The sequence below is a fragment of the Citrobacter sp. Cpo090 genome (assembly GCF_030332665.1).
GTDB lineage: Bacteria > Pseudomonadota > Gammaproteobacteria > Enterobacterales > Enterobacteriaceae > Citrobacter > Citrobacter portucalensis.
Window position 1 is genome coordinate 441,221 of sequence record NZ_JAOWHK010000025.1, and the last position, 21,290, is coordinate 462,510.

Below are 21,290 nucleotides of genomic sequence, written 5' to 3' on the forward strand. Positions count from 1 at the left end.
GCGGCGAAAACAGCCTTACCCTTCATTGTGTTACGGGGGAAAACTGCCGGCCGAGCATCCTACATTCAATTGTTCGGTTCCGCAAAGCCCCGATAACAAGAATTCAGCATTTTTGTACAGCCAGCACTGGCGCGGTGTGGCCTCGATTCAGCCAGTAAAAGAGAAGGGCATAAATACGTGGAGAGGAGTGCGCTTATCGAGACATTCACCCGATAAGCGCCGTAAGGTTATGCTGATACGCCAAAGACCTGAACGGCCTGCTGTAAGCGCGATGAACGTTGAGTCAGATCGGCGGTAGCATCGGTGACACGCTCCACCATCTCGGCGTTATTGTGTGTCATGGTGCCAACGCGGGAAATCGAATCGTTAATCAGATCCAGCGCCTGGGTTTGCTCACGCGTCGCCAGACTAATATCTTTGATCATCATCGACATTTGCAGGACATCGCCAATCATCCCGGTAAGATGCGTTTCCGTTTGCTCCACCATTTTGACGCCGCTATTGACGTTGGCGACATTCTTCTCAATCAGCTGTTTGATCTCTTTTGCTGCAGACGCCGAGTGCTGCGCCAGATTACGAACCTCTGCCGCTACAACGGCAAAACCACGCCCGGACTCTCCGGCTCGCGCGGCCTCAACCGCGGCATTGAGCGCCAGAATATTGGTCTGGAAAGCGATACTGTCGATAACGCCGATGATGTCGACTATCTGCCCGTTGTCACGCGATATCGCCTGCATCATGGCGATAGTTTGTTTCATAATGTCGCCGCCTTCTGCCGCATTGGCGCTGGTTTTATCGGCCATGGTCATAGTATGCGCCGCAGTCTCAGCAGTTTGCTGTACCGCGCTACCAATTTCTTCAATGGCGGCAGCGGTTTGTTGCAGGTCGGCGGAGGTTTCTTCTGAACGCTTGTGCAGTGCCGTACCTTCTTTTGATACCCGCTGACTGATGGCGCGAATACCGGATATTTGCGTACTGACATCATCGACCAGTGAATTCAGATTAAGCCCAGACTGATTAACCAGACGCATCAGCATTCCGATTTCATCCACCCGATTTAAATGACAGTTATCAGGTTTTCTCCCGGATACCACTTTCTTCATTTGCGTCAGTAGCGTATTAACTGGCTGACAAATTTGATACTTAAGGTAAATAGCAAGCATCAGAAATAAGAACAGCAACCCTCCCGCCTGAATAAAGGGATTAACAGGAGCGAAGAGAAATAGAACAGCGAGCAGGGCGATTACCCCTAAAGAATAATTGACGCGCTGGCTGATGCTCAGCCATTTAAACATTGATGCCCATGACAATATTCCGCGACGAATGACAATGCCTTTAAAAAGTCGAAATCCTTTAAGCTGCTGATTATTAATTTTATGATATAGGCTTTCGCTTTGAGTTATTTCATCGCGCGAAGGAACGGTACGCACCGAGATGTAGCCGGTGAGTTTTTCATTGTGCCAGACCGGCGTAACGTTGGCGCGAACCCAGTAATGGTCGCCATTCTGCCGACGATTTTTCACCATCCCCGTCCAGCTGTCTCCCTGCTGTAGCGTGTACCACATATCGGCGAACGCCGCGGGAGGCATATCGGGATGGCGAATAATATTATGCGGTTCGCCCATTAATTGCTGTTCGTTAAATCCGCTGGTATCAATAAACGCGGAGTTGGCGTAGGTAATATGACTTTCTTTATCCGTCGTAGAAAGCAGCGTCGCTTTATCGTTAAGTGCGTGCTCAATTTGTGTAACGGGCATGTTACTTTTCATAGAGATCCCATGGTGCTATGTATAATCCATACAAAAATCCCCGCAATAAAATAGGGGGATATTAGAAATCTGTTTTAAACCGTTTTAATAAGAAACGTGCATTCTCTACTAATCATCATTTCTGTGGAAGTAGTTAAAATAAAAATTTCTATGTAAATCATTCACCCTGCGTCATAAAAGTGAAACAATTAACACAAGCGCATAACGTGACAAGTTGTTTAAACTGACTTAACGTAAATCGCGTTAAAAAACCTTTTCGTAAAAAGAAAACTGGCATGAAATGATTTTAATGTTATTACCGTGATAGCAACGACCCTATTATATTTTGTAGGCTATTAATTGCGGGTGTTTTTCAGTTTAGCGTTACGACCATTACTGGGCGATCCAAATTTTAACCCTGGAAGCGACAGGGTTTGTTATCTACTTTTTAGCTGAGCAAATGTGAATTAAATGTTTCAGTATGGCTATTTGATAAATTAATAATGAAGACATGTTAACAAACATAGGCTCGTAACATGTCATATCGCCTGAGTATTCTGGATAAAAGCCCTATTGGGGAAGGTGAAACTGCCGCAACCGCGCTTTCCCGGACGTTGCGCCTGGCGCAACTGGCAGAAAAGTGGGGGTATCATCGTTTCTGGGTCGCGGAACACCATAATACGCCACAGCTGGCCAGCCCATCGCCGGAGCTGGTGATCGCCTGGATCCTCGGGCAAACCCAGCATATCCGCGTAGGTTCCGGCGGCGTGATGCTGCAACATTACAGCCCGTACAAAGTGGCGGAAAACTTCAATCTTCTGGCATCGCTGGCGCCTGGACGTGTCGATCTCGGCGTAGGGAAAGCTCCTGGCGGCTTACCGCTGTCGACCCAGGCGTTACAGCATGGACTACATCAGGAAGAAAAAGGTAGCTTTGCAGACCAGCTTTTTCAGCTTAACGATTGGCTGGCGCTGAGCGGAACGGAAAACGGGGAAACGGTATTCCCGACGCCAATTCCACCGATACCACCGGAAAAGTTTGTACTGGGAGCCAGTGTGCAAAGCGCGCAGTTAGCAGCGCAATCCGACTGGGATTTCATCTTCGCAGCGCACCTCAACGGTGACACAACATTATTGCGTGACGTTTTGTCTTTCTGGCAGACCCACAGTGCACGCCCGACGATAGTCGCCGTCCAGGTGATTGTGGCTGACAGTTACGACACCGCTGCGCGACTGGCGGAAAACATACAAATCTGGGGCGTGGAGCTCGAAGATGGTCAACGTGTCACGGTAGCCAGTGAAGAACAGGCGCTGGCGTTTGCCGCTCAGGCGGGCAGCCCACCACGCAAAATCGCGCGCCGTGAGCAGGCGTTGTTACACGGCACCGCTCAGGAGGTGATGGCAAAGCTGAATGCTCTGCATACGCAATTTGGCATTGACGAGTTCATTATTGACACGCCAGTGGCGGAAGGTCACGCACGTCTGAGGTCGCTTCGTTTGTTGGCGCAAGCCCATAATGCCGTGGAGGTACTCTGATGACTCTCGGCTCAACGCTTATCGACTGGCGTCGTGAACTACATCAGCATCCGGAGCTTTCTCTACAGGAGGAAGCAACCACGGCGCGCATTCACGCCTGGTTGCACGCCGCGGACGTCGACATTTTGCCGTTCGAGCTGAAAACCGGTCTGGTCGCGGAAATTGGCCAGGGAGACGATATTATTGCGCTGCGGGCGGATATCGACGCGCTACCGATAGAAGAAAGCGCCGACGTTCCGTTTCGCTCCCTCACGCCGGGCGTGATGCATGCCTGCGGGCATGACGTCCATACCAGCGTCATGCTTGGTGCAGCACTGCTGCTAAAACAACAGGAAACAACCTTACCGGGGCGAGTACGTATTTTGTTTCAGCCAGCTGAAGAGAGTTTCGGCGGCGCAAAAACGTTGATCCGCGCCGGTGCGCTGCAAAACGTAGCGGCTATTTTCGGTATGCACAATGAGCCCGGTTTGCCGGTGGGTGAATTTGCCACACGTGGCGGTGCATTTTATGCCAATGTTGATCGCTTCGTGCTGCGCATAAATGGCAAGGGCGCACATGCAGCGCGTCCACATGAAGGTAAGGATGCCATCCTGCTTGCCAGCCAACTGGTAACAGTGCTGCAAAGCGTTGCCAGCCGCGACGTTAACACGCTGGATTCAGTCGTGCTCAGCGTGACCCGCATTCAGGGAGGAAACACATGGAACGTACTACCAGAATCCGTAGAGCTGGAAGGGACGCTCAGAACGCACCGGACTCAGGTACAGCAGCAGGTTAAGGCTCGGGTTAATGACATCGCCGCCGGATTTGCTCACGCCTTTGGCGCACAAATCGACGTAATCTGGCATGCGGGACCGACCGCGTTGGTAAATGACGATCGTTGGGCCGATATTGCCACCACAGTGGCGAAACAGTCAGGCTATACCACCCACCATGCCGATCTGCATATGGGCGGGGAGGATTTTGCCGTCTACCTGCAAAATACGCCCGGCGCATTTGTCAGTATTGGCAGCGCCAGTGAATACGGATTACATCATCCGGGATTCAATCCGGACGAGCGTTTAATTGAACCTGCCGCGCATTACTTTGCGCAGTTAGCAAAAACGGCATTCGCACACCTTTAAGTTTACCTGTTGAGTAGGGGTTATTATGGCTGAAAATCGGCAACTACGGCTCGGCACTATTCTGCATGGCGCATCGGGAAATATGTCCGCATGGCGTCATCCGGCAGCTCAGGCCGATGCCAGTATTAATTTTGATTTTGTCAAAGAGACGGCGCTTATTGCGGAAAAAGGGAAGCTGGATTTTATTTTTGTCGCTGATGGTCTGTATATTAATGAAAAATCAATCCCGCACTTTTTAAATCGTTTTGAGCCGCTGACGGTATTATCCGCTTTGGCCAGCATCACCCAGAATCTGGGACTGGTTGGCACAGTGTCCACATCATACAGCGAGCCGTTTACTACCGCTCGGCAGTTCGCTAGCCTGGACCATCTCAGCCAGGGGCGCGCCGGGTGGAACGTGGTTACGTCACCTCTGGAAGGATCGGCAAAAAACTACTCTCGCGCTCAGCATCCTGAGCATGCCCAGCGTTATCGCATTGCTGATGAATATTTACAGGTAGTGAAAGGACTGTGGGATTCCTGGGAATACGATGCGTTTACTCGTAATAAAACAAGCGGGGAATTTTTTAATCCGCAAAAACTGCATACGCTTAACCATCATGGTGATTATTTCCAGGTTGCCGGGCCGTTAAATATTGGGCGTACGCCACAAGGCCGTCCGATTATATTTCAGGCGGGAGCTTCAGCAGATGGCAAAAAATTAGCGGCGCAGCATGCTGATGCCATTTTTACCCATCAGGAGTCGCTGGCAGAGGCTAAAGCGTTCTATCAGGATGTAAAAAGCCAGCTGGAAATCGCCGGACGACATCCCGATCAACTGCATATATTCCAGGGTGTCAGCGTTATTGTTGGCGACAGCGCAGAGGACGTGGAGCAGCAGTATCAGACTACCGCTGCGCTGGTCTCCGTTACTGACGCGCTGAACTATCTTGGCCGCTACTTTGAACATCATGATTTTGCCCAATATCCGCTGGACGCACCGTTCCCGGATCTGGGTTCCCTCGGACAAAACAGCTTTCGCAGTACGACTGATGAGATCAAGCGCAACGCGCGTGAGCGAGGCTTAACACTTCGTCAGGTCGCTCTGGAAGCGGCCAGTCCACGTCCGCGTTTCAGCGGCACGCCACAACAGGTTGCCGACGGCCTGCAGCAGTGGTTCGACGAAAAAGCCGCAGACGGTTTTATCATCCAGGGAGGTACGCCTGATACCTTCCCGCGTTTTGTCGAACAGGTTGTCCCTGTGCTTCAGACGCGCGGCCTGTTCCGCCATGAATATCCCGGTACGACCCTGCGCGCAAGCCTGGGATTAGCGACACCTGCAAATCAATTCACACAATAAGAGAAAAACGCTATGCAGAAAAAATCAGTATTTCTCGCGCTGTCACTGGCTTTCAGCGCGACCGTTTGGGCAAATGAGGTGACGATTAACGGCACCGGCGTAAGCCTGGAAGCCAATAAAGCGCCGATCAATACGGCAAAGAATCCGCAGGCGATTGCGCAGTTGCCCGCAAACCTGCACCTGGCCGTACCGGGTAAATTCACCGTGGCGATTGCCGGGCTCAGCCAGCCGCCGCTGACCGTCTTTGCCGATGACAATAAGACGTTGATCGGCAGCGAGGCGGACATCGCGCGTCTGGTGGCTGACAGTCTGGGACTGGAACTCAACGTTGTGCCTACGTCATGGGAAGACTGGCCGCTGGGCGTCACTTCCGGCAAATACGATGCCGCGATCAGCAATATTACCGTCACCAAAGCACGCAAAGAAAAATTCGATTTCGCGACGTATCGGAAGGACTCTCTTGGCTTTTATGTCAAAACTGGTAGCAAGCTGAAGAAAATCGAGCAGGCGGAAGATATCGCAGGACTACGCATTATCGTCGGTTCGGGGACTAACCAGGAAGCCATTCTGCTGGCCTGGAACGATGAGAACGAGAAGAAAGGGTTACAGCCGTTTACGCCGGTGTATACCAAAGATGATGCCGCGCAAACCCTGGCCCTACAGTCAGGCCGCGCCGATGCCTACTTTGGTCCTAATGTAATCGGCGCGTGGAAAGCTGCACTCAACGGTAAAACGCAATTAGTGGGTAGCGTTGATGGTGGCTGGCCAAACGCGGCACATATCGCCGTGACGCTGAAAAAAGACAGCGGTCTGGTTCTGCCGGTACAAACCGCCCTCAACGGCGTGATTGGCAACGGCGACTATGACAAGGTGCTGAATCGCTGGGGTGAAGGGGTGGAACGCATTCCACAATCTGAAATCAACCCGGCCGGTTTAGGCGACTAAGGAGGTCATCGTGAGCGATCAATTTCGCGTGCTCTCACCTGAAGCCATCGAGCTGCAGCCTATTTTGAACGGTCTGTTCGGTGAATATGCCGCCCGCTATGGCGATTACTTTTCTCGCGACGCTGAAGTGGAACTGACCGAATGGTATCTGGCGCCGCAGGGACTTTTTGTGGTACTGGAGCGCCGCGGCGAAATTATCGCCACCGGGGCTTACAAACCTTACGACAAGGACACCGCCGAGATTAAGCGTATCTGGACAAAAAGCAGCCTGCGTCAGCAGGGGCTGGCGGCGCGCGTGGTGCAGGAACTGGAACGTAGAGCGCTGCTCGCAGGCTACAGCCGGATTTATCTGACCACGGGATTTCGCCAGCCTGAGGCCGTCAGACTTTATTTAAGCCAGGGCTACGATCCGCAATTTGATACGACGCGCGATCCCGAAGAGTACAGCCTGCCGCCGTTTGATGGTCGGCTGCGCTTTACCAAACTGCTGACTATTGCCGGTCAGGCCAGAATCGCCTGAGGAGAGAAGATGAAAACGACAGATAGCATTAAAGTCGTACCGGCGCGTTACCCCATGCGCACCGTAGGCGCGGTCATTGCTTTGTTTGCCCTGGCGGTGATTCTCCAGTCCGTGGCGTTTAATCCGCGCTGGGAATGGGGCGTGTTTGCCCGCTGGTTCTTTGATCCGGTTATCTTGTCCGGCCTCGGGCAAACGCTGTTACTGACGCTGATCGGGACGCTGTTGAGTATTTTCATTGGCGGTCTGCTGGCGCTGGCGCGGCTTTCATCTTCCTGGCTGTTGAACGGTCTGGCATGGGGATATATCTGGCTGTTTCGTTCGTTACCGCTGATTGTGGTGCTGATCGTTTTGTACAACTTCTCCTATCTGTACGACACGTTGACGATTGGTATTCCGTTCACTCCCATTCAGTGGGGCAGTTTTGAGACCATCAATGTGCTCGGTCAGTTTTCCACTGCGGTGGTTGGCCTGACGCTGGTGCAAAGCGCCTATACCGCTGAAATTATTCGCGGTGGATTTTTAGGGGTCGATCACGGTCAGTACGAGGCAGCGGCAGCACTGGGCTTACCGGCAGGGCGACGTACGCTGCGGATTATTCTGCCGCAGGCGCTGCGCACCATTTTGCCTGCTGGCTTCAATGAAATCATCAGCCTGGCGAAAGGGACGGCGATGGTATACGTGCTGGCAATGCCGGAGCTGTTCTACACCATCCAGATGATCTACAACCGCACGCAGGAAGTGATCCCGCTGCTGATGGTGGGTGCGGTGTGGTATCTGGTGATCACCAGCGTCCTGTCGTTAATTCAGCACCTGGTTGAACGCGCGCTGGCACGCAGCGAACGACGTTCAGCGATCAACACAGTCCGGGTGAGTCGTGCAGAAAAACGCAGTCGTCAACGTCCACAGCAGGAGGCCGTCCATGTCCCACTTGCCTGAAGGCCATATTTCTATTACCGGTGTCAGCAAATACTTTGGTCGCCACAAAGCGCTGGATAATGTGTCGCTGGAGATCCCTCCCGGCACGGTAACGGTCATTCTTGGCCCGTCCGGTTCAGGGAAATCAACACTCCTGCGGACCATCAACCATCTGGAACGCGTCGATGAGGGGTTTATTCAAATCGATGGCGATTACATTGGCTATCGTCGGCAGGGAGACAAGCTGTATGAGTTGAAAGAGGCGGAAATTTTGCGCCAGCGCGTTAACGTCGGCTATGTGTTCCAGAACTTTAATCTGTTCCCGCACTTAACGGTGCTGGAGAACCTGATTGAAGCGCCCATTGCGCACGGACTGGCAACGCGTAAAGCCGCCACCGAGCGAGCATTAACTCTGCTTGATGCAGTTGGGTTACGGAATAAAGCCGATGCCTGGTCGCGTCACTTATCCGGCGGTCAGCAGCAGCGTATCGCTATTGCTCGTGCGCTGGCGCTAAATCCGCGCGTCATGTTGTTTGATGAACCTACATCTGCGCTGGATCCTGAACTGGTCGGTGAAGTACTGGATGTCATTAAAGCGCTGGCGAAGTCGGGAACCACGCTGGTTGTGGTAACGCATGAGATTGGCTTCGCCCGGGAAGTGGCGGATCAGGTGGTGTTTATGGTCGATGGAAAAATCGTCGAGCAGGGCAGCAGCGAGCAGGTGCTGAATCATCCACGCCACACGCGCACTCAGCAGTTTTTGTCGAAAGTGCTTTGAGACACATTGCGGCACAAGGCTGTGCCGCACAGGGGTTACAGAGTGACGACGATTTTGCCTACCTAAAAATCAAAAGTAAGCGGAAGAAAAAACGGCCATGTGATGACCAATGATCGGGTTGGCTATCTTACTTAACCTTGCGGGCGTTGTCTGTCTTCAGTTCGTCATAAGAGGCTTCAAGAATCCAGAGGCATTTTGCCCCAGCAGCCGTGCTCAGTAGTGCCTGACGCGTCCGCTGGTAAAATGCGTCCACCTTGTCCGGGGTTTCCGTCGGCGGGGTGCATACGATATCGGAGCCAATCATGTGGGGCCAGTGTCCGGCGTCGAGAACGTCTAACGCCCTCAGTGCGCCGGTGGTGTTTGCTGTCAGTGCCGCCGCGAGCGAATCCTCAAGTATCTGAGCCTGTTTAACGTCGGCAACTGCTGCTAGTGCCGGAACCTGCTCAAGCCATTGAACCTCACCAGCAGCAATGCCTCGGAATGCGTCCGGCCAGTCAGTGGCTCCTGCCATCGCAGGGAGTGACAGCGCTGCCAACAGTAGAATGGACAGGCGCTTCATCGAACGACCTCAAGGTCGCCACCATCGCGGAGTATCAGTCGTCGGGTGGTCAAGGAGAGGATAATACAACCCTCCGAGGCAAAGCCCGCTGGACCGTGCTTGCGCTCGCCGTGAATGCGGAATTCTGAACGTCCGAAAGTCTCCCCGGAGGTCTGCTCCAGAATGATGGTCACAGGTCCTTTAGAGGTTGAATGGCCCGCTATTTTATACGTTCCACGCGGAAGCGGCCCAAGTCCTTTAACCTGCTGGCGGTCCGGGTTGTTTTTATTGGTAAGTGAACCGGAGTAGCCGCTCTCTATCAGTTTACCGTCTTTATACATGTTGCCGGTCGACTGCTCATACTTCCATCCCATAGTATTTCTCCTTATGCGGTCGCGCGTTCGTTCCAGCTATCTGAGTGCATGATGTTACCGTCGGCATAACGCCAAGTGATTTTTTCGTACAACAGCTCGACCAGCTCAATGTGATTATGTTTCTCATAGCACGGGTCTTTGATGTCCAGCATCATCGGGCAGACGCTGACAATCGTCACGCCTTCCATCAGGGTGGAAAAGTATTCAACCTCCTGACCGGCATTATTAATACGGTAAAATTTCACCTCGGCGGATTTGAGTTTCTGGCCAGAGCTAACGGCCTTGTAGAGATACGGGCTAGAGGAGTCGATCTCCTTGTCGAACGAATAAGGAGAATGGACGCGGAGACTGGTTGCCTTGCCATTGTGTTTATCGGTGGGCTGCATGACGCCATGATTCAGGCCAATAATTTCGATACTTCCTTCACGGCCATGAATGTCGACAGAGCCTTTGATATCAGCGCCGCCGTCGTCTTTTAGCCACAAATACGTGGGAATTGCCATTAGTTTAAAACTCCATTTAAGAAAATTCTATTTAAAGTCCTGTAGTGTTAATCAATTACGCGCCGCACCCACGCTATCGCCTATAAAATCACCCGTCAATTTTGTGCGATGAGGATACAAAGCGATCTAAATTTTCTTTGATACAAATAAAAAAAGGCCGGAATAGTCCGCTCCCTATTTCTGAAAAGTTGGTCCAGAATTGATCACCTCCCCACATGCTCTACACTTAGGGTTTTAACTTTGGGGTTGCAGCATGATTAAGGTCTATGGGGTGCCGGGCTGGGGATCGGCCATCAGTGAAGTGATGCTCACACTGGCGGATATCCCTTACAGCTTTATTGATGTGGACGGTTTTGACTGCGATGGCCCTGCACGAGAGTTGCTTAAAACAATGAATCCACTGTGTCAGGTGCCCACGCTGGTACTGGAAAATGGCAGCGTGATGACGGAAACGGCGGCGATCGCGCTGATGATCCTCGATCGTCGCCCTGAACTTTCGCCACCCATTGGGCACCCTGAGCGCCAGCAGTTTCAGCGTCTGCTGATATGGTTGGTGGCAAATGTCTATCCCACGTTTACCTATGCCGATTATTCTGAACGATGGGTACCGGACGCCCCGGCGCAGTTGAAAAAGAACTGCATTGAGTACCGTAAATCCCTCTATTTGTGGCTGAACGACCAGCTAAGCGCCGAGCCGTACGCATTCGGGGATCAGCTAACACTGCTGGACATTTATATTGCCGTTATGCGCACCTGGGGGCCAGGGCATGACTGGTTTCAGGACAACACCCCGAATATTAGCGCTATCGCCGATGCGGTTTGTCAGCATCCGAGGCTGCGTACTGTACTGAAAAGCAATAAGATTATTTGAATAAAAAAACGCTGTTCCGCAGGAGTGCAAATCCCGGAACAGCGGGCGAACTATCGCCATAAGTTTTAAATTACGCGACGGAAGGGGTCAGCGTAATACGCTCCAATGGACCCACGATAAACAGATAAGAGATCAGGCCAATCAACCCCATCGAACCGACGTACAGAATGGCGTAATCAAATGACTGGGTATTTGCCAGGATCACGCCAATCACCAGTGGCGTGATGATGCTGGCCATATTGCCGCACATATTGAATACGCCGCCTGCAATGCCGAGCACCTCTTTTGGCGAGGTATCGCTAAGTACGCACCATCCCAGATTGCCAAAGCCTTTGGCGAAAAATGCCAGACTCATCGCCGCGATCACCACAAATTCTGACGAAGTGTAGTTGGCGATAACGATGACGCAGGAAAGTAACATTCCGCAGATAACCGGCAGCTTACGGGCAATCGTCAGGCTGTAGCCGCGTTTTAAAAGCCAGTCGGAGAAAACGCCGCCTAATAATCCACCGATAAAACCGGCAATGGCAGGGATGCTGGCGACAAACCCCACTTTGAGGATCGACATGCCTTTCGCCTGATACAGATAAGTAGGGAACCAGGTCAGGAAGAACCAGGTAATAGATGTTACGCAGAACTGTCCGATATATACGCCAATCATCATGCGGTTGACGCAGACGCTTTTAATTTGCGCAAAGGTAATCTTCTGTGGCTCTTTTTTATTACCCAGCGACGGTTCACCACCGCCTTCCCGAATATAGTCAATTTCTTGCTGGTTCACCTTTGGATGATGCATAGGATCTCTTACTTTGACCAACCAGAAGATGCCAAGAATAACGCCTATTGCCCCAATGTAATAAAACACAAAGTGCCAACTGAGATTATGCAAAATAATCGTCATTAACGGCGTAATAATCCCTAACGAGATATATTGCGCGGCCTGATAGACTGAGGTAACAAAGCCCCGTTCGTTATTAGGAAACCACTGCACGCTTAATCGGCTGTTGGCTGGAAAGGCCGGTGCTTCAATCGCCCCCATCAGTAGTCGTAAGATAATCAATACGACAAGCGGGCTGGCGTACAGATAAATGGTGCCCTGAAACATAGTCACCAGCGACCAGCCAATCAGGGCGCAGCCGTATACCAGACGAGAACCATAGCGATCCAGCAGCCAGCCGCCGGGCAGTTGCATAATGACATAAGAAATACCGAAAGCAGAGAAGGCCAGCCCCATTGCTTCAGGATCAAAACCTAATTCTTTGCTCATAATCGGCGCCACGACGGATAACGTCGCGCGATCGGCGTAATTAAATACGGTAGCAAGAAACAGAAATATCAGAATGCCGTAACGCACTTTTGTGCGCTTTATTATTGTGTTCATCACCCACTCCTTTCATAAGGTTGAGAGCGTTTTTGTAGGGGAGGAGGGCGGGTATTACTTACCCGCCAAATAAATTAAGGACGTTTGCCAAATTCGCACGTTAATTGCGTCCAGCGGCGCGCCTGCTCGCTGATGCTGAAGCCCAGACCGTGACGATCGGAAACCCACATCCGACCATCGCGCAGCTCAAGTTGTTCATTAAATAACGGGTTCAGCCATTCGAAATGTTCCAGCCATGGCTCAAGCGGATAAGCGGCGGACAGATGCAGGTGAACTTCCATAGCGAAGTGTGGAGCCAGTTTACGACCATGTTTAGCCGCCAGGTCCATAATTTTCAGGAACGGTGAAATTCCCCCCACACGCGGTGCATCGGGCTGCACAAAATCGCTGGCATTGCCGAGGATCAGCTGTTCATGTTCGCGGAAGCTGGTCAGCATTTCACCGGTGGCTATCGGGGTATCAAGCGCGGCGGCCAGTTGGGCGTGGCCTTCAACATCGTAGGCGTCCAGCGGCTCTTCAATCCAGATTAGATTGAACTGCTCCATTTTACGCCCCATACGAATGGCGGTTTCCCGATCCCACTGCTGATTGGCATCGACCATTAGCGGGAAGTCATCCCCCAGCGCTTCACGCACCGCGGTTAAGCGGCGAATATCTTCGGCGCAGTTTGGCTGACCAACCTTGAGTTTGATACCTCCAATGCCGTTTTCACGGGAAATAACCACGTTTTTAAGCACCTGATCCAGCGGGGTATGCAGGAAACCACCGGAGGTGTTGTAGCACTGAACGGAATCCCGATGCGCGCCAAGCAGTTTTGCCAGCGGCAATCCTGCACGTTTGGCCTTCATATCCCATAAGGCGATATCGATAGGGGAGATAGCCTGTACCGCCATGCCGCTGCGTCCCACGGAAGCGCCCGCCCACAGCAGCTTGGTGTAGATCTTGTCGATATCGTTTGGATCTTCGCCTAACAGGTTATCGGCAATTTCTTTGGCATGCGCATAGATTCCCTGGCCGCCAGCCCGCTTGGAGTAACTAAACCCCACGCCTTCAAACCCGTCACGACTGCGGATCTCGGCGATGATTATGGCGACTTCAGTTAGCGGTTTCTGGCGACCGGTCAGCACTTTGGCATCGCTCACGGGTGTTGCCAGCGGAAGGAAAGCCAGGGACAGTTTTACCCATTCAATACGGTCACCGGTTTCTGCTGCGGTTTTGGCGTTGGCCGATTTGGCATAAGTCACGGCATCGGAATTGGCACTTAAAGACATATTGTTCTCTCCTGGTGATAACAAATGATTGCGCTATCATTTTTAATGTTTGCGCAATCATTACGCCAGTGAGTTGATTGTGATTTGAACAATTGCTCACAAATACTGAGATAAAAGGGCAGTAACCTGTAAACGATGTCACATTCCAATATTTTATGGAGAAATGCACAAATCATTGTGATTGCGCTATCATTTTGAGTGGCGATAACTAACTAAGCTGCTGTTTTCCCTGCGTTATCACTGAGCGACGCTGGCAATAGCCAAAATCATGATGAATAATGCCAGGATAAATCGGCGATTTTTGACAAGGGCATCGACAGTGAAAAACTCCAGACCTTCGCGCGCACCCACGCTGGAAGATGTTGCCCGTACCGCGGGATTATCACCCATGACGGTGAGCAGGGCGTTGAATACCCCGCAGCTGGTGCGCCCGAAAACGGTGGAAAAAGTGATGCAGGCGGTGCGCGCCACCGGCTATATTCCCAACGCACTAGCCGGGGGACTGGCATCGCGTCGCAGTAAGCTTATCGCCGTGGTTATTCCGCAAATTAACAACAATATGTTTGTCGATACCATCCAGTCATTAAGTGATGAACTGGCAGAACGCGGATACCACATTTTGCTTTGCGTGTCGGGTTATACGCCGCAAACAGAGGCGGAGCTGGTGGCGACGCTGCTTTCTCGTCGCCCGGACGGTGTAGTACTCACCGGTATTCATCATACCGCCGAACTGAAAAAGGTGATCCTTAATGCGGCCATCCCGGTCGTGGAAATCTGGGATTTAACCCCAACACCCATCGATATGCTGGTCGGTTTTTCGCATGAAAAAGTTGGACAAGCGGTGGCAGACTATCTGCTGAAAAAAGGTTATCGCCGTCCGGGGTTGTTATGGACTGCCGATCGCCGGGCAGGCCAGCGTAAACAAGGGCTGTGCGATGCGCTGAGTCGTTATGGTATTACGGTTGACGCACAGGTGGACGTCCTGCTGCCGGCCTCTCTGGCATTGGGACGCACTGGATTGGCGCAGCTATTGGCGGATCGCGAGTTTGATGTCATTGTCTGTAGCTCAGATACGTTAGCTCAGGGGGCGATCATGGAGGCCGAGAGTCGCGGTATACGCGTGCCACAAGAGTTAGCGATAATCGGTTTTGGCGATCTGGATTTTGCTGCCAGCAATCGGCCGGCCATCACCACCGTCAGCGTCGACAGACGGGCAATCGGGCAACGCGCCGCCTCTCTGCTTGCCGATCGTATAGAACAAATTCCGCGTGAAGACGATATTATTGATGTCGGTTTTCATCTGGTAGAACGAGAGTCCGCATAAGTTACCTGCAACCAAAACAATAAGGAATCTGCTATGCCGCACGTTGATATTAAATGTTTTCCTCGCGCTCTTACTGACGAACAAAAAACCGCCCTGGCGGCGGATATTACTGAGGTTATTATTCGTCATTTGCAAAGCAAAGACAGTTCAGTCAGCGTGGCGCTCAATGAAGTTGAGCCAGAGGCGTGGCAGGGTGTGTGGGATGCGGAAATTGCGCCGCAGATGGCAAGGTTGATTAAAAAACCTGGCTACAGCATGTAAGAAAAAACGGGCGGATTTCCGCCCGTTTTCGTTGTGTTTATGGTGTAACGATGTTGAACCAGAATTCGAACTTATCCATATAACCGAGCATGGCATCAAGCTTGGCGCCGTCACCGGTTATCTTCACATCACCGCTGTCTTGTGCCTGTTTCAGCGTCACTTCCTTGAGGATGATTTTGTTCAGCGTGTCGCGATTTAGCGTGACAGTGGCGTCGGCATCTTTCGCTTCGGCATTGGCGGTATGGTTCAGTACGCCATTCTCCAGCTCAAGCTTGTATTTACCGCCGTCGCTACCAAGATCGATGTTAAACACCGACTTCGCATCGCCCGCTTTTTGTCCGTTAATATGCACTGCAAGGTAATCGAAGAACATTTCCGGCGTCATAGCACGAACGGTATCCGGGCTGGCGGTATTCGGGGTTGGGCCTTTGACCACGCCGTTACGCAGCTCTTGCGCGCCGGTCAGGTAGAAGTTACGCCACGGGCCGGATTCAGCCTGATAACCCAGTTGCTCAAGCGCATCTGCTTCCAGATTACGTGCGGCCTGGTTATTCGGATCGGCAAACACAACTTTGCTTACTACCTGTGCCACCCAGCGGTAGTTACCCTGGTCATAGTCGGCTTTTGCTTTCTGCAAAATGGCGTCCGCACCGCCCATGTAGTCGACAAATTTCTTCGCAGACTCTTCCGGCGGCAGCTCATCCAGCGTTGCCGGGTTGCCGTCAAACCAGCCGAGATACAGCACATAGGTCGCTTTTACGTCATGGCTCACGGAACCATAGTAACCGCGATTAGCCCAGGTATGTGCCAGTGAGTCCGGCAGCTTAAAGTTGGCAGCGATTTCATCGCGGGTCAGACCTTCGTTAGCCATGCGTAGCGTCTGGTCGTTGATGTAACGATACAGGTCGCGCTGGCTTTTCAGCAGGCTGACCACCTTGTCATTCCCCCAGGTTGGCCAGTGGTGCTGCGCCATCAGCACTTCGGCTTTATCACCCCAGCGCACAATCGCTTCGTTGATGTATTTGGACCACGGCAGCGGCTCACGAATTTTGGCCCCACGCAGGGAGTAGGTGTTGTGCAGGGTGTGGGTAACATCTTCCGCGGATTCAATCAGTTTCTTCTCTTCGATGTACCACAGCATTTCCGACGGTGCTTCGGAACCCGGGGCCAGCATGAAGTCATAGGTCAGGCCGTCGATGACCTCTTTTTGTCCATCTTTCTCTATGATATTTGTTGGCGCAATCAGGGTAACGGTTCCCGCGGAGGTCGTGGTTCCCAGTCCCGCGCCGACCTGGCCTTTGGCATCAGGTTTTAGCAGGTTGCCGTACATGTAGCTCGCGCGGCGGCTCATGACGTTACCGGCCATGATATTTTCAGCGACCGCGGCTTCCATAAAGCCGGCTGGCGCATAAATTTTCACTTTGCCCGCTTTAACGTCGGCTTCATCAACAACGCCGCGTACGCCGCCGTAATGGTCAACGTGGCTGTGGGTATAAATTACCGCGACAACCGGTTTTTGACCGCGGTTTTTAAAGTAAAGATCCATCCCGACTTTGGCCGTTTCTGCCGAGACCAGCGGGTCAACGACGGTGATGCCTTCTTTACCTTCAATAATGGTCATGTTCGACAGATCGAGGTTACGAATCTGGTAAACGCCATCCGTTACTTCAAACAGCCCGCTGATGTTGATCAACTGAGACTGACGCCACAGGCTCGGGTTTACCGTATCCGGGGCTTTGTCGCCTTCTTTGATGAACGCATATTGCTGCGGATTCCAGATAACATTTCCCTGTTCGCCTTTGATCACGTCCTGCGGGAGTGGAGCGATAAAGCCTTTGTGGGCGTCGGTAAAGTCGGTGTTATCGGAGAAGGGCAGTTGGTTGTAAAGCGCGTTGTTGGCTTGTTGCGTGGCGGCAGTTGCGTCTTTAGGGGCTTCAGCGGCCATAACGGGAACAGAAAACGATGTGAGTAACCCAGCAAGTATAAAACTTTGTGCGATTCTATTAAGTTGCATCGTAAAACCTCTCTGACACTTCAAAAGTACCGTTGGGGGATGCTGTTTTGACGGATAGCGTTTTGATTAGGTATTTGAGTTAGTGCAAGATTAACTATAATTCACATGAATGATTCAGCAAGGAAGGGAGAGTAATTTATCTAACTGGTTTTTCAGAAGTTTTAAGAAAACAGTTGCGGATGACAGAGCAGAACTGCCATCCGTTAGCATACTATCATTCACCTGCGATAATGCGTTTCCCGCTGGAGACAAACGTTCCGGCCCCAAGGTGATGCAGAGTATTGAGCTTGCCATCATCAAACTGCCAGCGTCCTTCCACGAAGGCTCGCTCATCAGCGGCAGCGGAGACCACTTCCCCAAACAGGGTGTCATACTTTTCCTGTGCCGCCGTGGCTGGCAACAGGCGACACTCCATCCATGCCAGGCATTTCGCTTCTATCAGCGGTAAACCCAGTACCGGCCCGTGTACCACGGGAATGCCATAACAGTTGAATTTATCTTCCACGCGACCGGAAACGCTGCCGACTGCCCAGGTCCAGTTGACGGCGGCAACGCCCGGAATAACGATGCCGAATTTACCGCTACGTTCAATGAGTTCGCGCGACCAGGCGGTCTTATCAACAACAATTGCTATCCGCGGCGGCTCAAATTCCACGGGCATTGACCATGCCGCAGCCATCACATTTCGCCGCTCGGTATGCTCATCCCGGCTGGTTATCAAAATCGTTGGACCGTGATTGAGTAGCCGACTGGCATGTTTTAATTCGATCGGACGAAAATGGCTCATGGCGATACCCTGTGCTGGTCGAAAGGGTGAAGTTTCAATTGCGCCAAGGCAGCAATTCACAAAACTTCATCATTTATTAATGGCTATTTTGTCGTTAATCGACATGATGTAGTCCAAAGGCACATTATGCCGGGCAAGTTCTACAAACGCGTTAAGGTAAGGCACCATGGTGGCGAACATCATTTGGTACCCCTGACAAAAATATGAAATTTTTGCACCTGATCCTGCGTTAATTCTGTGTTTCGGGCACCCACCGTTGCACAACGGCTTGTAGATACAGTGTAGACATTCCTTTGCCAGGAGCTGCTTTTGCGCGGTTAACTGCGTGCTCTCCAGTAAAGATAGCTCTGAGGTTGCTATATTTCCCAGCTTAAATTTTGGCCAGACGAAATGGTCACATTCATAGATATCGCCGTTGGATTCCAGCACAAAGTTATTCCGGCATGATTCCTGGAAGATACAACTGGTATGCCCGTTGCCGAGCACACGGCTAAGGGTGCTTTCAAACTGGCGAATAAAGATCTTTCCTACGTCCTTTTTTACCCATTCATTAAAAATTGCCGACATAAAACGGCCATAATCAGCAGGGTGTACTGAGAAATCAATCAGGTTGAATGTATCTACCGGAGAGTCAAAATGGATATTGGGTTCGCTGGTTTCAAGCAGTTCAATAAACTGCATATGTTGACTGCCAATCGCTTTCAAAAAACGATAAACATCGAGAGGATAATGAACATTATGGTTGTTCACCACGGTTAACGTATTGAATTTAATATCATGTTTTTTCAATAAGTTAATCGCTGACATGACTTTATCAAATGTTCCTTTTCCTGACCGGGTCATACGATAGCGATCGTGTAATGGTTGCGGCCCATCAATAGAAATACCGACCAAAAAATCATGCTGTTTAAGGAACTGACACCATTCGTCGTTGAGTTGAATACCGTTGGTCTGTAAGGCATTATGGATTTTCTTGTTGCCTGCAAACTGCTGTTGGTAGGCAACCGCCATCCGGAAAAAATTAATACCTGCTAGGGTCGGTTCACCGCCTTGCCAGGTGAAATACACCTCCGGTCCACCCGCGTTGATGTATGACTCAATGAAATTTTTTAACGTGTGATCGTTCATCTGAGTCTGATGAGAAAACTGTTCTTCTTTACCCAGATAGAAACAGTACTCACATTTGAGATTACATTGGTAACTGGTTGGTTTAGCAGTGATATGCATAATTTTTCTCTAAAAATTAAGGCAGCAAGGAAACCCCTGCCGCCGTTAGCGCAACCAGGCGATTATTGCTCGCTGTTCAGTGCGTTTTTAATGTTGTTGAATTTTTCCTGGTTAATTTGACTTAACGGTGGTTTGCTCTCCTTGATAAAATTCTTCACAACACCTTGCATATTTTTAACCACATCTGGGTGTTGAGCTGCAAGATTATCTTTCTGCTGTAGATCGTTCAGCTTATACAGACCCAGTTGTTTATTTTCGTAAGTATAAACCAGAGAATAGTCATTGCTGCGCACGGTATAGGAAAATTGACTCAGATCTTCAGTGTTAGGATTATTTGGATAATCGTTGGACTCTTTACGTACATATTTGTGGTAGTTATCCCAGAATGGAATATTTTTTTCATCAAACCAATGGGAATAGGAGGTGACCCAGGTCAGATAATCGTGTGGCGAACCGTTGTTGTTTTTTGTCAGATAAGGCAGCAGAGATGTGCCATCAAGTTTTAAATTTTGCGGAATTGCTATTTTCGCAGCATCTAGTACGGTGGGGTAGAAATCCATGGCTGAAATAAGTTTGTCATAATTTCCAGTATGTAATTTTCCTTTCCACCACATAAACATTGGTGTATGCGTACCCCCTGGATAAGTTTGACTCTTATATCCTTTTTGATCGCCGTTCAAAGGGAGTGGGCCATCAATTACTGCCCCGTTATCTGAGGTGAATAGGATAATGGTATTATCGTACTGCCCGGTTTCCTTAAGTTTTTCCAGTACCCGTTTTACACCTTGATCCACGGAGTACACTGCAGCATAAAAGTTATCTGCTGTCTGACTTCCGGTATTGAACATTTTTTGGTACTGCTCTGGTGCCGGGTTGTCATTTGGCAGATGTGGCGCATTGTAAGCCAGATACAACATGAAAGGTTGATCTAACGTTTTGGCTTTGTCGATGGTGGCAACGGCCTCATCTGTCAGCTGATCGCTAATATATCCCTTGGGTTGAATATGTTCACGATTACGGAACAGAGAGGGGGAGTTATAGTACGCTACACCCGCCGCATGGAACCCCATAAAGTAATTAAAACCGCGGTTTTGCGGCTGCCATTCTTCCGCTGAATATGTAGTGTAGTTATCGTGATAATCGCGAGTTTGTTTATTTTCAGCAACGGGAACATTGCTAATTTTTGACAAATGCCATTTACCAACAGCGGCGGTATAGTAACCATGATTTTGAAACAGTTCCGGCAGAAATGTTTCACTCAAAGGGATACCATCCTGGGCGTCTGTATTAGAATATACACCAAAACGTGCGGGTGAACGTCCCGTCATAATAGCGGCACGAGAAGGTCCAGAAACACCGTGTGCGACATAACCATTCGTAAAGCGAACACCTTCATCCATTAATGAAAGTAATGTCGGAGTGGAATTTTTCGCTGCTTCTATCGCTTTATCAATACCTATTTTATAGGTGTCGACGACCTCTCGATTTTCCATCGATTTGGGGTCAAAAGAACGTTGATCAAAAGGTAACTGTCCGTACCCTAGATCGTCCATCGTCAGGATAATGACGTTAGGCTTTCCTTTGGTACTGTATTCAGTTGGCGTAAAATCGGAAAACGCAACGTTCGTTTTAGTTGCCTTCAGTTTTACGTTATCCGCATAGGAAGGCGACGCCAGTAGACCAGAAGCCAGTATTGCAGAAACGGAAGCCGCAACTGCGCCCTTGCGTGACAAAAGTCTCATAAATCTCAATTCCATATGTTTTGTAGGGATTGTTATTTTGCTTCAGAAAATAAGCTGAAAGAATGAAACAGGTCACAAAATAGCCTGCTCATTAAA

20 protein-coding genes are annotated in these 21,290 nt (G+C 50.7%); 10 read left to right on the plus strand and 10 right to left on the minus strand.

Annotation, left to right across the window (positions count from 1 at the left end; all coding sequences use genetic code 11):
- Positions 1-227: 227 nt before the first annotated feature.
- Complete coding sequence (locus OGY83_RS04690; protein WP_286635363.1) at positions 228-1,769, minus strand: methyl-accepting chemotaxis protein; 1,542 nt, start codon at positions 1,767-1,769, stop codon at positions 228-230.
- Between the two features lie 515 nt (positions 1,770-2,284).
- On the opposite strand from OGY83_RS04690, the gene OGY83_RS04695 reads away from it, so the two are divergent.
- Genes OGY83_RS04695 through OGY83_RS04720 form a run of 7 tightly spaced genes read left to right on the plus strand, consistent with a single transcriptional unit; the run spans position 2,285 to position 8,901 of the window.
- Entirely contained in the window at positions 2,285-3,283 is a 999-nt protein-coding gene (locus tag OGY83_RS04695) for an MsnO8 family LLM class oxidoreductase (protein WP_286635364.1), read from the plus strand.
- Positions 3,283-4,404 carry an amidohydrolase gene (locus OGY83_RS04700; RefSeq protein ID WP_286635365.1) on the plus strand — a complete coding sequence of 374 codons (1,122 nt, stop codon included), beginning with the start codon at positions 3,283-3,285 and terminating at the stop codon, positions 4,402-4,404. Before OGY83_RS04695 ends, OGY83_RS04700 begins: the two co-directional genes overlap by 1 nt.
- A 25-nt stretch (positions 4,405-4,429) precedes the next feature.
- Entirely contained in the window at positions 4,430-5,743 is a 1,314-nt protein-coding gene (locus OGY83_RS25265) for an LLM class flavin-dependent oxidoreductase (RefSeq protein WP_191235343.1), read from the plus strand.
- 12 nt (positions 5,744-5,755) lie between these two features.
- On the plus strand, positions 5,756-6,688 hold the full coding sequence (locus OGY83_RS25270) for an ABC transporter substrate-binding protein (protein WP_502873067.1): 933 nt from the start codon (positions 5,756-5,758) through the stop codon (positions 6,686-6,688).
- A 10-nt stretch (positions 6,689-6,698) separates the two neighbouring features.
- Positions 6,699-7,208, plus strand: a complete 510-nt coding sequence (locus OGY83_RS04710; RefSeq protein ID WP_079937287.1) for a GNAT family N-acetyltransferase — start codon at positions 6,699-6,701, stop codon at positions 7,206-7,208.
- A gap of 9 nt (positions 7,209-7,217) precedes the next feature.
- Positions 7,218-8,144, plus strand: coding sequence for an amino acid ABC transporter permease (locus OGY83_RS04715; protein WP_286635366.1), 927 nt, complete (start codon positions 7,218-7,220; stop codon positions 8,142-8,144).
- Positions 8,128-8,901, plus strand: coding sequence for an amino acid ABC transporter ATP-binding protein (locus OGY83_RS04720; RefSeq protein ID WP_191235345.1), 774 nt, complete (start codon positions 8,128-8,130; stop codon positions 8,899-8,901). The genes OGY83_RS04715 and OGY83_RS04720 overlap by 17 nt, the downstream gene beginning before the upstream one ends.
- Before the next feature lie 127 nt (positions 8,902-9,028).
- Here OGY83_RS04720 and OGY83_RS04725 read toward each other — a convergent pair whose 3' ends face one another.
- Genes OGY83_RS04725 through OGY83_RS04735 form a run of 3 tightly spaced genes read right to left on the minus strand, consistent with a single transcriptional unit; the run spans position 9,029 to position 10,316 of the window.
- Positions 9,029-9,460, minus strand: coding sequence for a hypothetical protein (locus OGY83_RS04725; protein WP_003833070.1), 432 nt, complete (start codon positions 9,458-9,460; stop codon positions 9,029-9,031).
- Positions 9,457-9,813, minus strand: coding sequence for a tlde1 domain-containing protein (locus tag OGY83_RS04730; RefSeq protein ID WP_003833068.1), 357 nt, complete (start codon positions 9,811-9,813; stop codon positions 9,457-9,459). The genes OGY83_RS04725 and OGY83_RS04730 overlap by 4 nt, the downstream gene beginning before the upstream one ends.
- Positions 9,814-9,824: 11 nt before the next feature.
- On the minus strand, positions 9,825-10,316 hold the full coding sequence (locus tag OGY83_RS04735) for an Hcp family type VI secretion system effector (RefSeq protein WP_193134019.1): 492 nt from the start codon (positions 10,314-10,316) through the stop codon (positions 9,825-9,827).
- A 253-nt stretch (positions 10,317-10,569) separates the two neighbouring features.
- On the opposite strand from OGY83_RS04735, the gene OGY83_RS04740 reads away from it, so the two are divergent.
- Entirely contained in the window at positions 10,570-11,187 is a 618-nt protein-coding gene (locus OGY83_RS04740) for a glutathione S-transferase family protein (RefSeq protein ID WP_286635367.1), read from the plus strand.
- 70 nt (positions 11,188-11,257) lie between these two features.
- Here the strand turns inward: OGY83_RS04740 and OGY83_RS04745 are convergent, their stop codons facing one another.
- Both OGY83_RS04745 and OGY83_RS04750 read right to left on the minus strand, forming a co-directional pair.
- Positions 11,258-12,568: an MFS transporter gene (locus OGY83_RS04745; protein WP_286635368.1), complete on the minus strand. Its 1,311-nt coding sequence runs from the start codon at positions 12,566-12,568 to the stop codon at positions 11,258-11,260.
- A 74-nt stretch (positions 12,569-12,642) separates the two neighbouring features.
- Positions 12,643-13,839, minus strand: coding sequence for an L-talarate/galactarate dehydratase (locus OGY83_RS04750; protein WP_032943493.1), 1,197 nt, complete (start codon positions 13,837-13,839; stop codon positions 12,643-12,645).
- A gap of 268 nt (positions 13,840-14,107) precedes the next feature.
- Between OGY83_RS04750 and OGY83_RS04755 the strand changes: the two genes are divergently transcribed.
- Together OGY83_RS04755 and pptA are read left to right on the plus strand one after the other, a co-directional pair.
- Positions 14,108-15,163: a LacI family DNA-binding transcriptional regulator gene (locus tag OGY83_RS04755; RefSeq protein WP_502873068.1), complete on the plus strand. Its 1,056-nt coding sequence runs from the start codon at positions 14,108-14,110 to the stop codon at positions 15,161-15,163.
- 33 nt (positions 15,164-15,196) lie between these two features.
- Positions 15,197-15,424 (plus strand): tautomerase PptA, encoded by a 228-nt coding sequence (pptA, locus tag OGY83_RS04760; RefSeq protein WP_048227604.1) that lies wholly within the window; start codon positions 15,197-15,199, stop codon positions 15,422-15,424.
- 37 nt (positions 15,425-15,461) lie between these two features.
- Here the strand turns inward: pptA and OGY83_RS04765 are convergent, their stop codons facing one another.
- The 4 genes from OGY83_RS04765 to OGY83_RS04780 form a co-directional block, all read right to left on the minus strand.
- Positions 15,462-17,438: an alkyl/aryl-sulfatase gene (locus OGY83_RS04765; RefSeq protein WP_003833056.1), complete on the minus strand. Its 1,977-nt coding sequence runs from the start codon at positions 17,436-17,438 to the stop codon at positions 15,462-15,464.
- Between the two features lie 214 nt (positions 17,439-17,652).
- Positions 17,653-18,225: a flavin reductase family protein gene (locus OGY83_RS04770; protein ID WP_079937281.1), complete on the minus strand. Its 573-nt coding sequence runs from the start codon at positions 18,223-18,225 to the stop codon at positions 17,653-17,655.
- Between the two features lie 69 nt (positions 18,226-18,294).
- Positions 18,295-19,452, minus strand: a complete 1,158-nt coding sequence (locus OGY83_RS04775) for an anaerobic sulfatase maturase (RefSeq protein WP_286635370.1) — start codon at positions 19,450-19,452, stop codon at positions 18,295-18,297.
- A 62-nt stretch (positions 19,453-19,514) separates the two neighbouring features.
- Positions 19,515-21,194 carry a sulfatase-like hydrolase/transferase gene (locus tag OGY83_RS04780; protein ID WP_286635371.1) on the minus strand — a complete coding sequence of 560 codons (1,680 nt, stop codon included), beginning with the start codon at positions 21,192-21,194 and terminating at the stop codon, positions 19,515-19,517.
- Positions 21,195-21,290: the final 96 nt, after the last annotated feature.

Excerpts from the sequence above, each read along its gene's own strand:
- OGY83_RS04690 (WP_286635363.1), bottom strand. The coding sequence starts at position 1,769 with ATGAAAAGTAACATGCCCGTTACACAAATTGAGCACGCACTTAACGAT.
- OGY83_RS04695 (WP_286635364.1), top strand. The coding sequence starts at position 2,285 with ATGTCATATCGCCTGAGTATTCTGGATAAAAGCCCTATTGGGGAAGGT.
- OGY83_RS04700 (WP_286635365.1), top strand. The coding sequence starts at position 3,283 with ATGACTCTCGGCTCAACGCTTATCGACTGGCGTCGTGAACTACATCAG.
- OGY83_RS25265 (WP_191235343.1), top strand. The coding sequence starts at position 4,430 with ATGGCTGAAAATCGGCAACTACGGCTCGGCACTATTCTGCATGGCGCA.
- OGY83_RS25270 (WP_502873067.1), top strand. The coding sequence starts at position 5,756 with ATGCAGAAAAAATCAGTATTTCTCGCGCTGTCACTGGCTTTCAGCGCG.
- OGY83_RS04715 (WP_286635366.1), top strand. The coding sequence starts at position 7,218 with ATGAAAACGACAGATAGCATTAAAGTCGTACCGGCGCGTTACCCCATG.
- OGY83_RS04720 (WP_191235345.1), top strand. The coding sequence starts at position 8,128 with ATGTCCCACTTGCCTGAAGGCCATATTTCTATTACCGGTGTCAGCAAA.
- OGY83_RS04725 (WP_003833070.1), bottom strand. The coding sequence starts at position 9,460 with ATGAAGCGCCTGTCCATTCTACTGTTGGCAGCGCTGTCACTCCCTGCG.
- OGY83_RS04730 (WP_003833068.1), bottom strand. The coding sequence starts at position 9,813 with ATGGGATGGAAGTATGAGCAGTCGACCGGCAACATGTATAAAGACGGT.
- OGY83_RS04735 (WP_193134019.1), bottom strand. The coding sequence starts at position 10,316 with ATGGCAATTCCCACGTATTTGTGGCTAAAAGACGACGGCGGCGCTGAT.
- OGY83_RS04740 (WP_286635367.1), top strand. The coding sequence starts at position 10,570 with ATGATTAAGGTCTATGGGGTGCCGGGCTGGGGATCGGCCATCAGTGAA.
- OGY83_RS04745 (WP_286635368.1), bottom strand. The coding sequence starts at position 12,568 with ATGAACACAATAATAAAGCGCACAAAAGTGCGTTACGGCATTCTGATA.
- OGY83_RS04750 (WP_032943493.1), bottom strand. The coding sequence starts at position 13,839 with ATGTCTTTAAGTGCCAATTCCGATGCCGTGACTTATGCCAAATCGGCC.
- OGY83_RS04755 (WP_502873068.1), top strand. The coding sequence starts at position 14,108 with ATGATGAATAATGCCAGGATAAATCGGCGATTTTTGACAAGGGCATCG.
- pptA (WP_048227604.1), top strand. The coding sequence starts at position 15,197 with ATGCCGCACGTTGATATTAAATGTTTTCCTCGCGCTCTTACTGACGAA.
- OGY83_RS04765 (WP_003833056.1), bottom strand. The coding sequence starts at position 17,438 with ATGCAACTTAATAGAATCGCACAAAGTTTTATACTTGCTGGGTTACTC.
- OGY83_RS04770 (WP_079937281.1), bottom strand. The coding sequence starts at position 18,225 with ATGAGCCATTTTCGTCCGATCGAATTAAAACATGCCAGTCGGCTACTC.
- OGY83_RS04775 (WP_286635370.1), bottom strand. The coding sequence starts at position 19,452 with ATGCATATCACTGCTAAACCAACCAGTTACCAATGTAATCTCAAATGT.
- OGY83_RS04780 (WP_286635371.1), bottom strand. The coding sequence starts at position 21,194 with ATGAGACTTTTGTCACGCAAGGGCGCAGTTGCGGCTTCCGTTTCTGCA.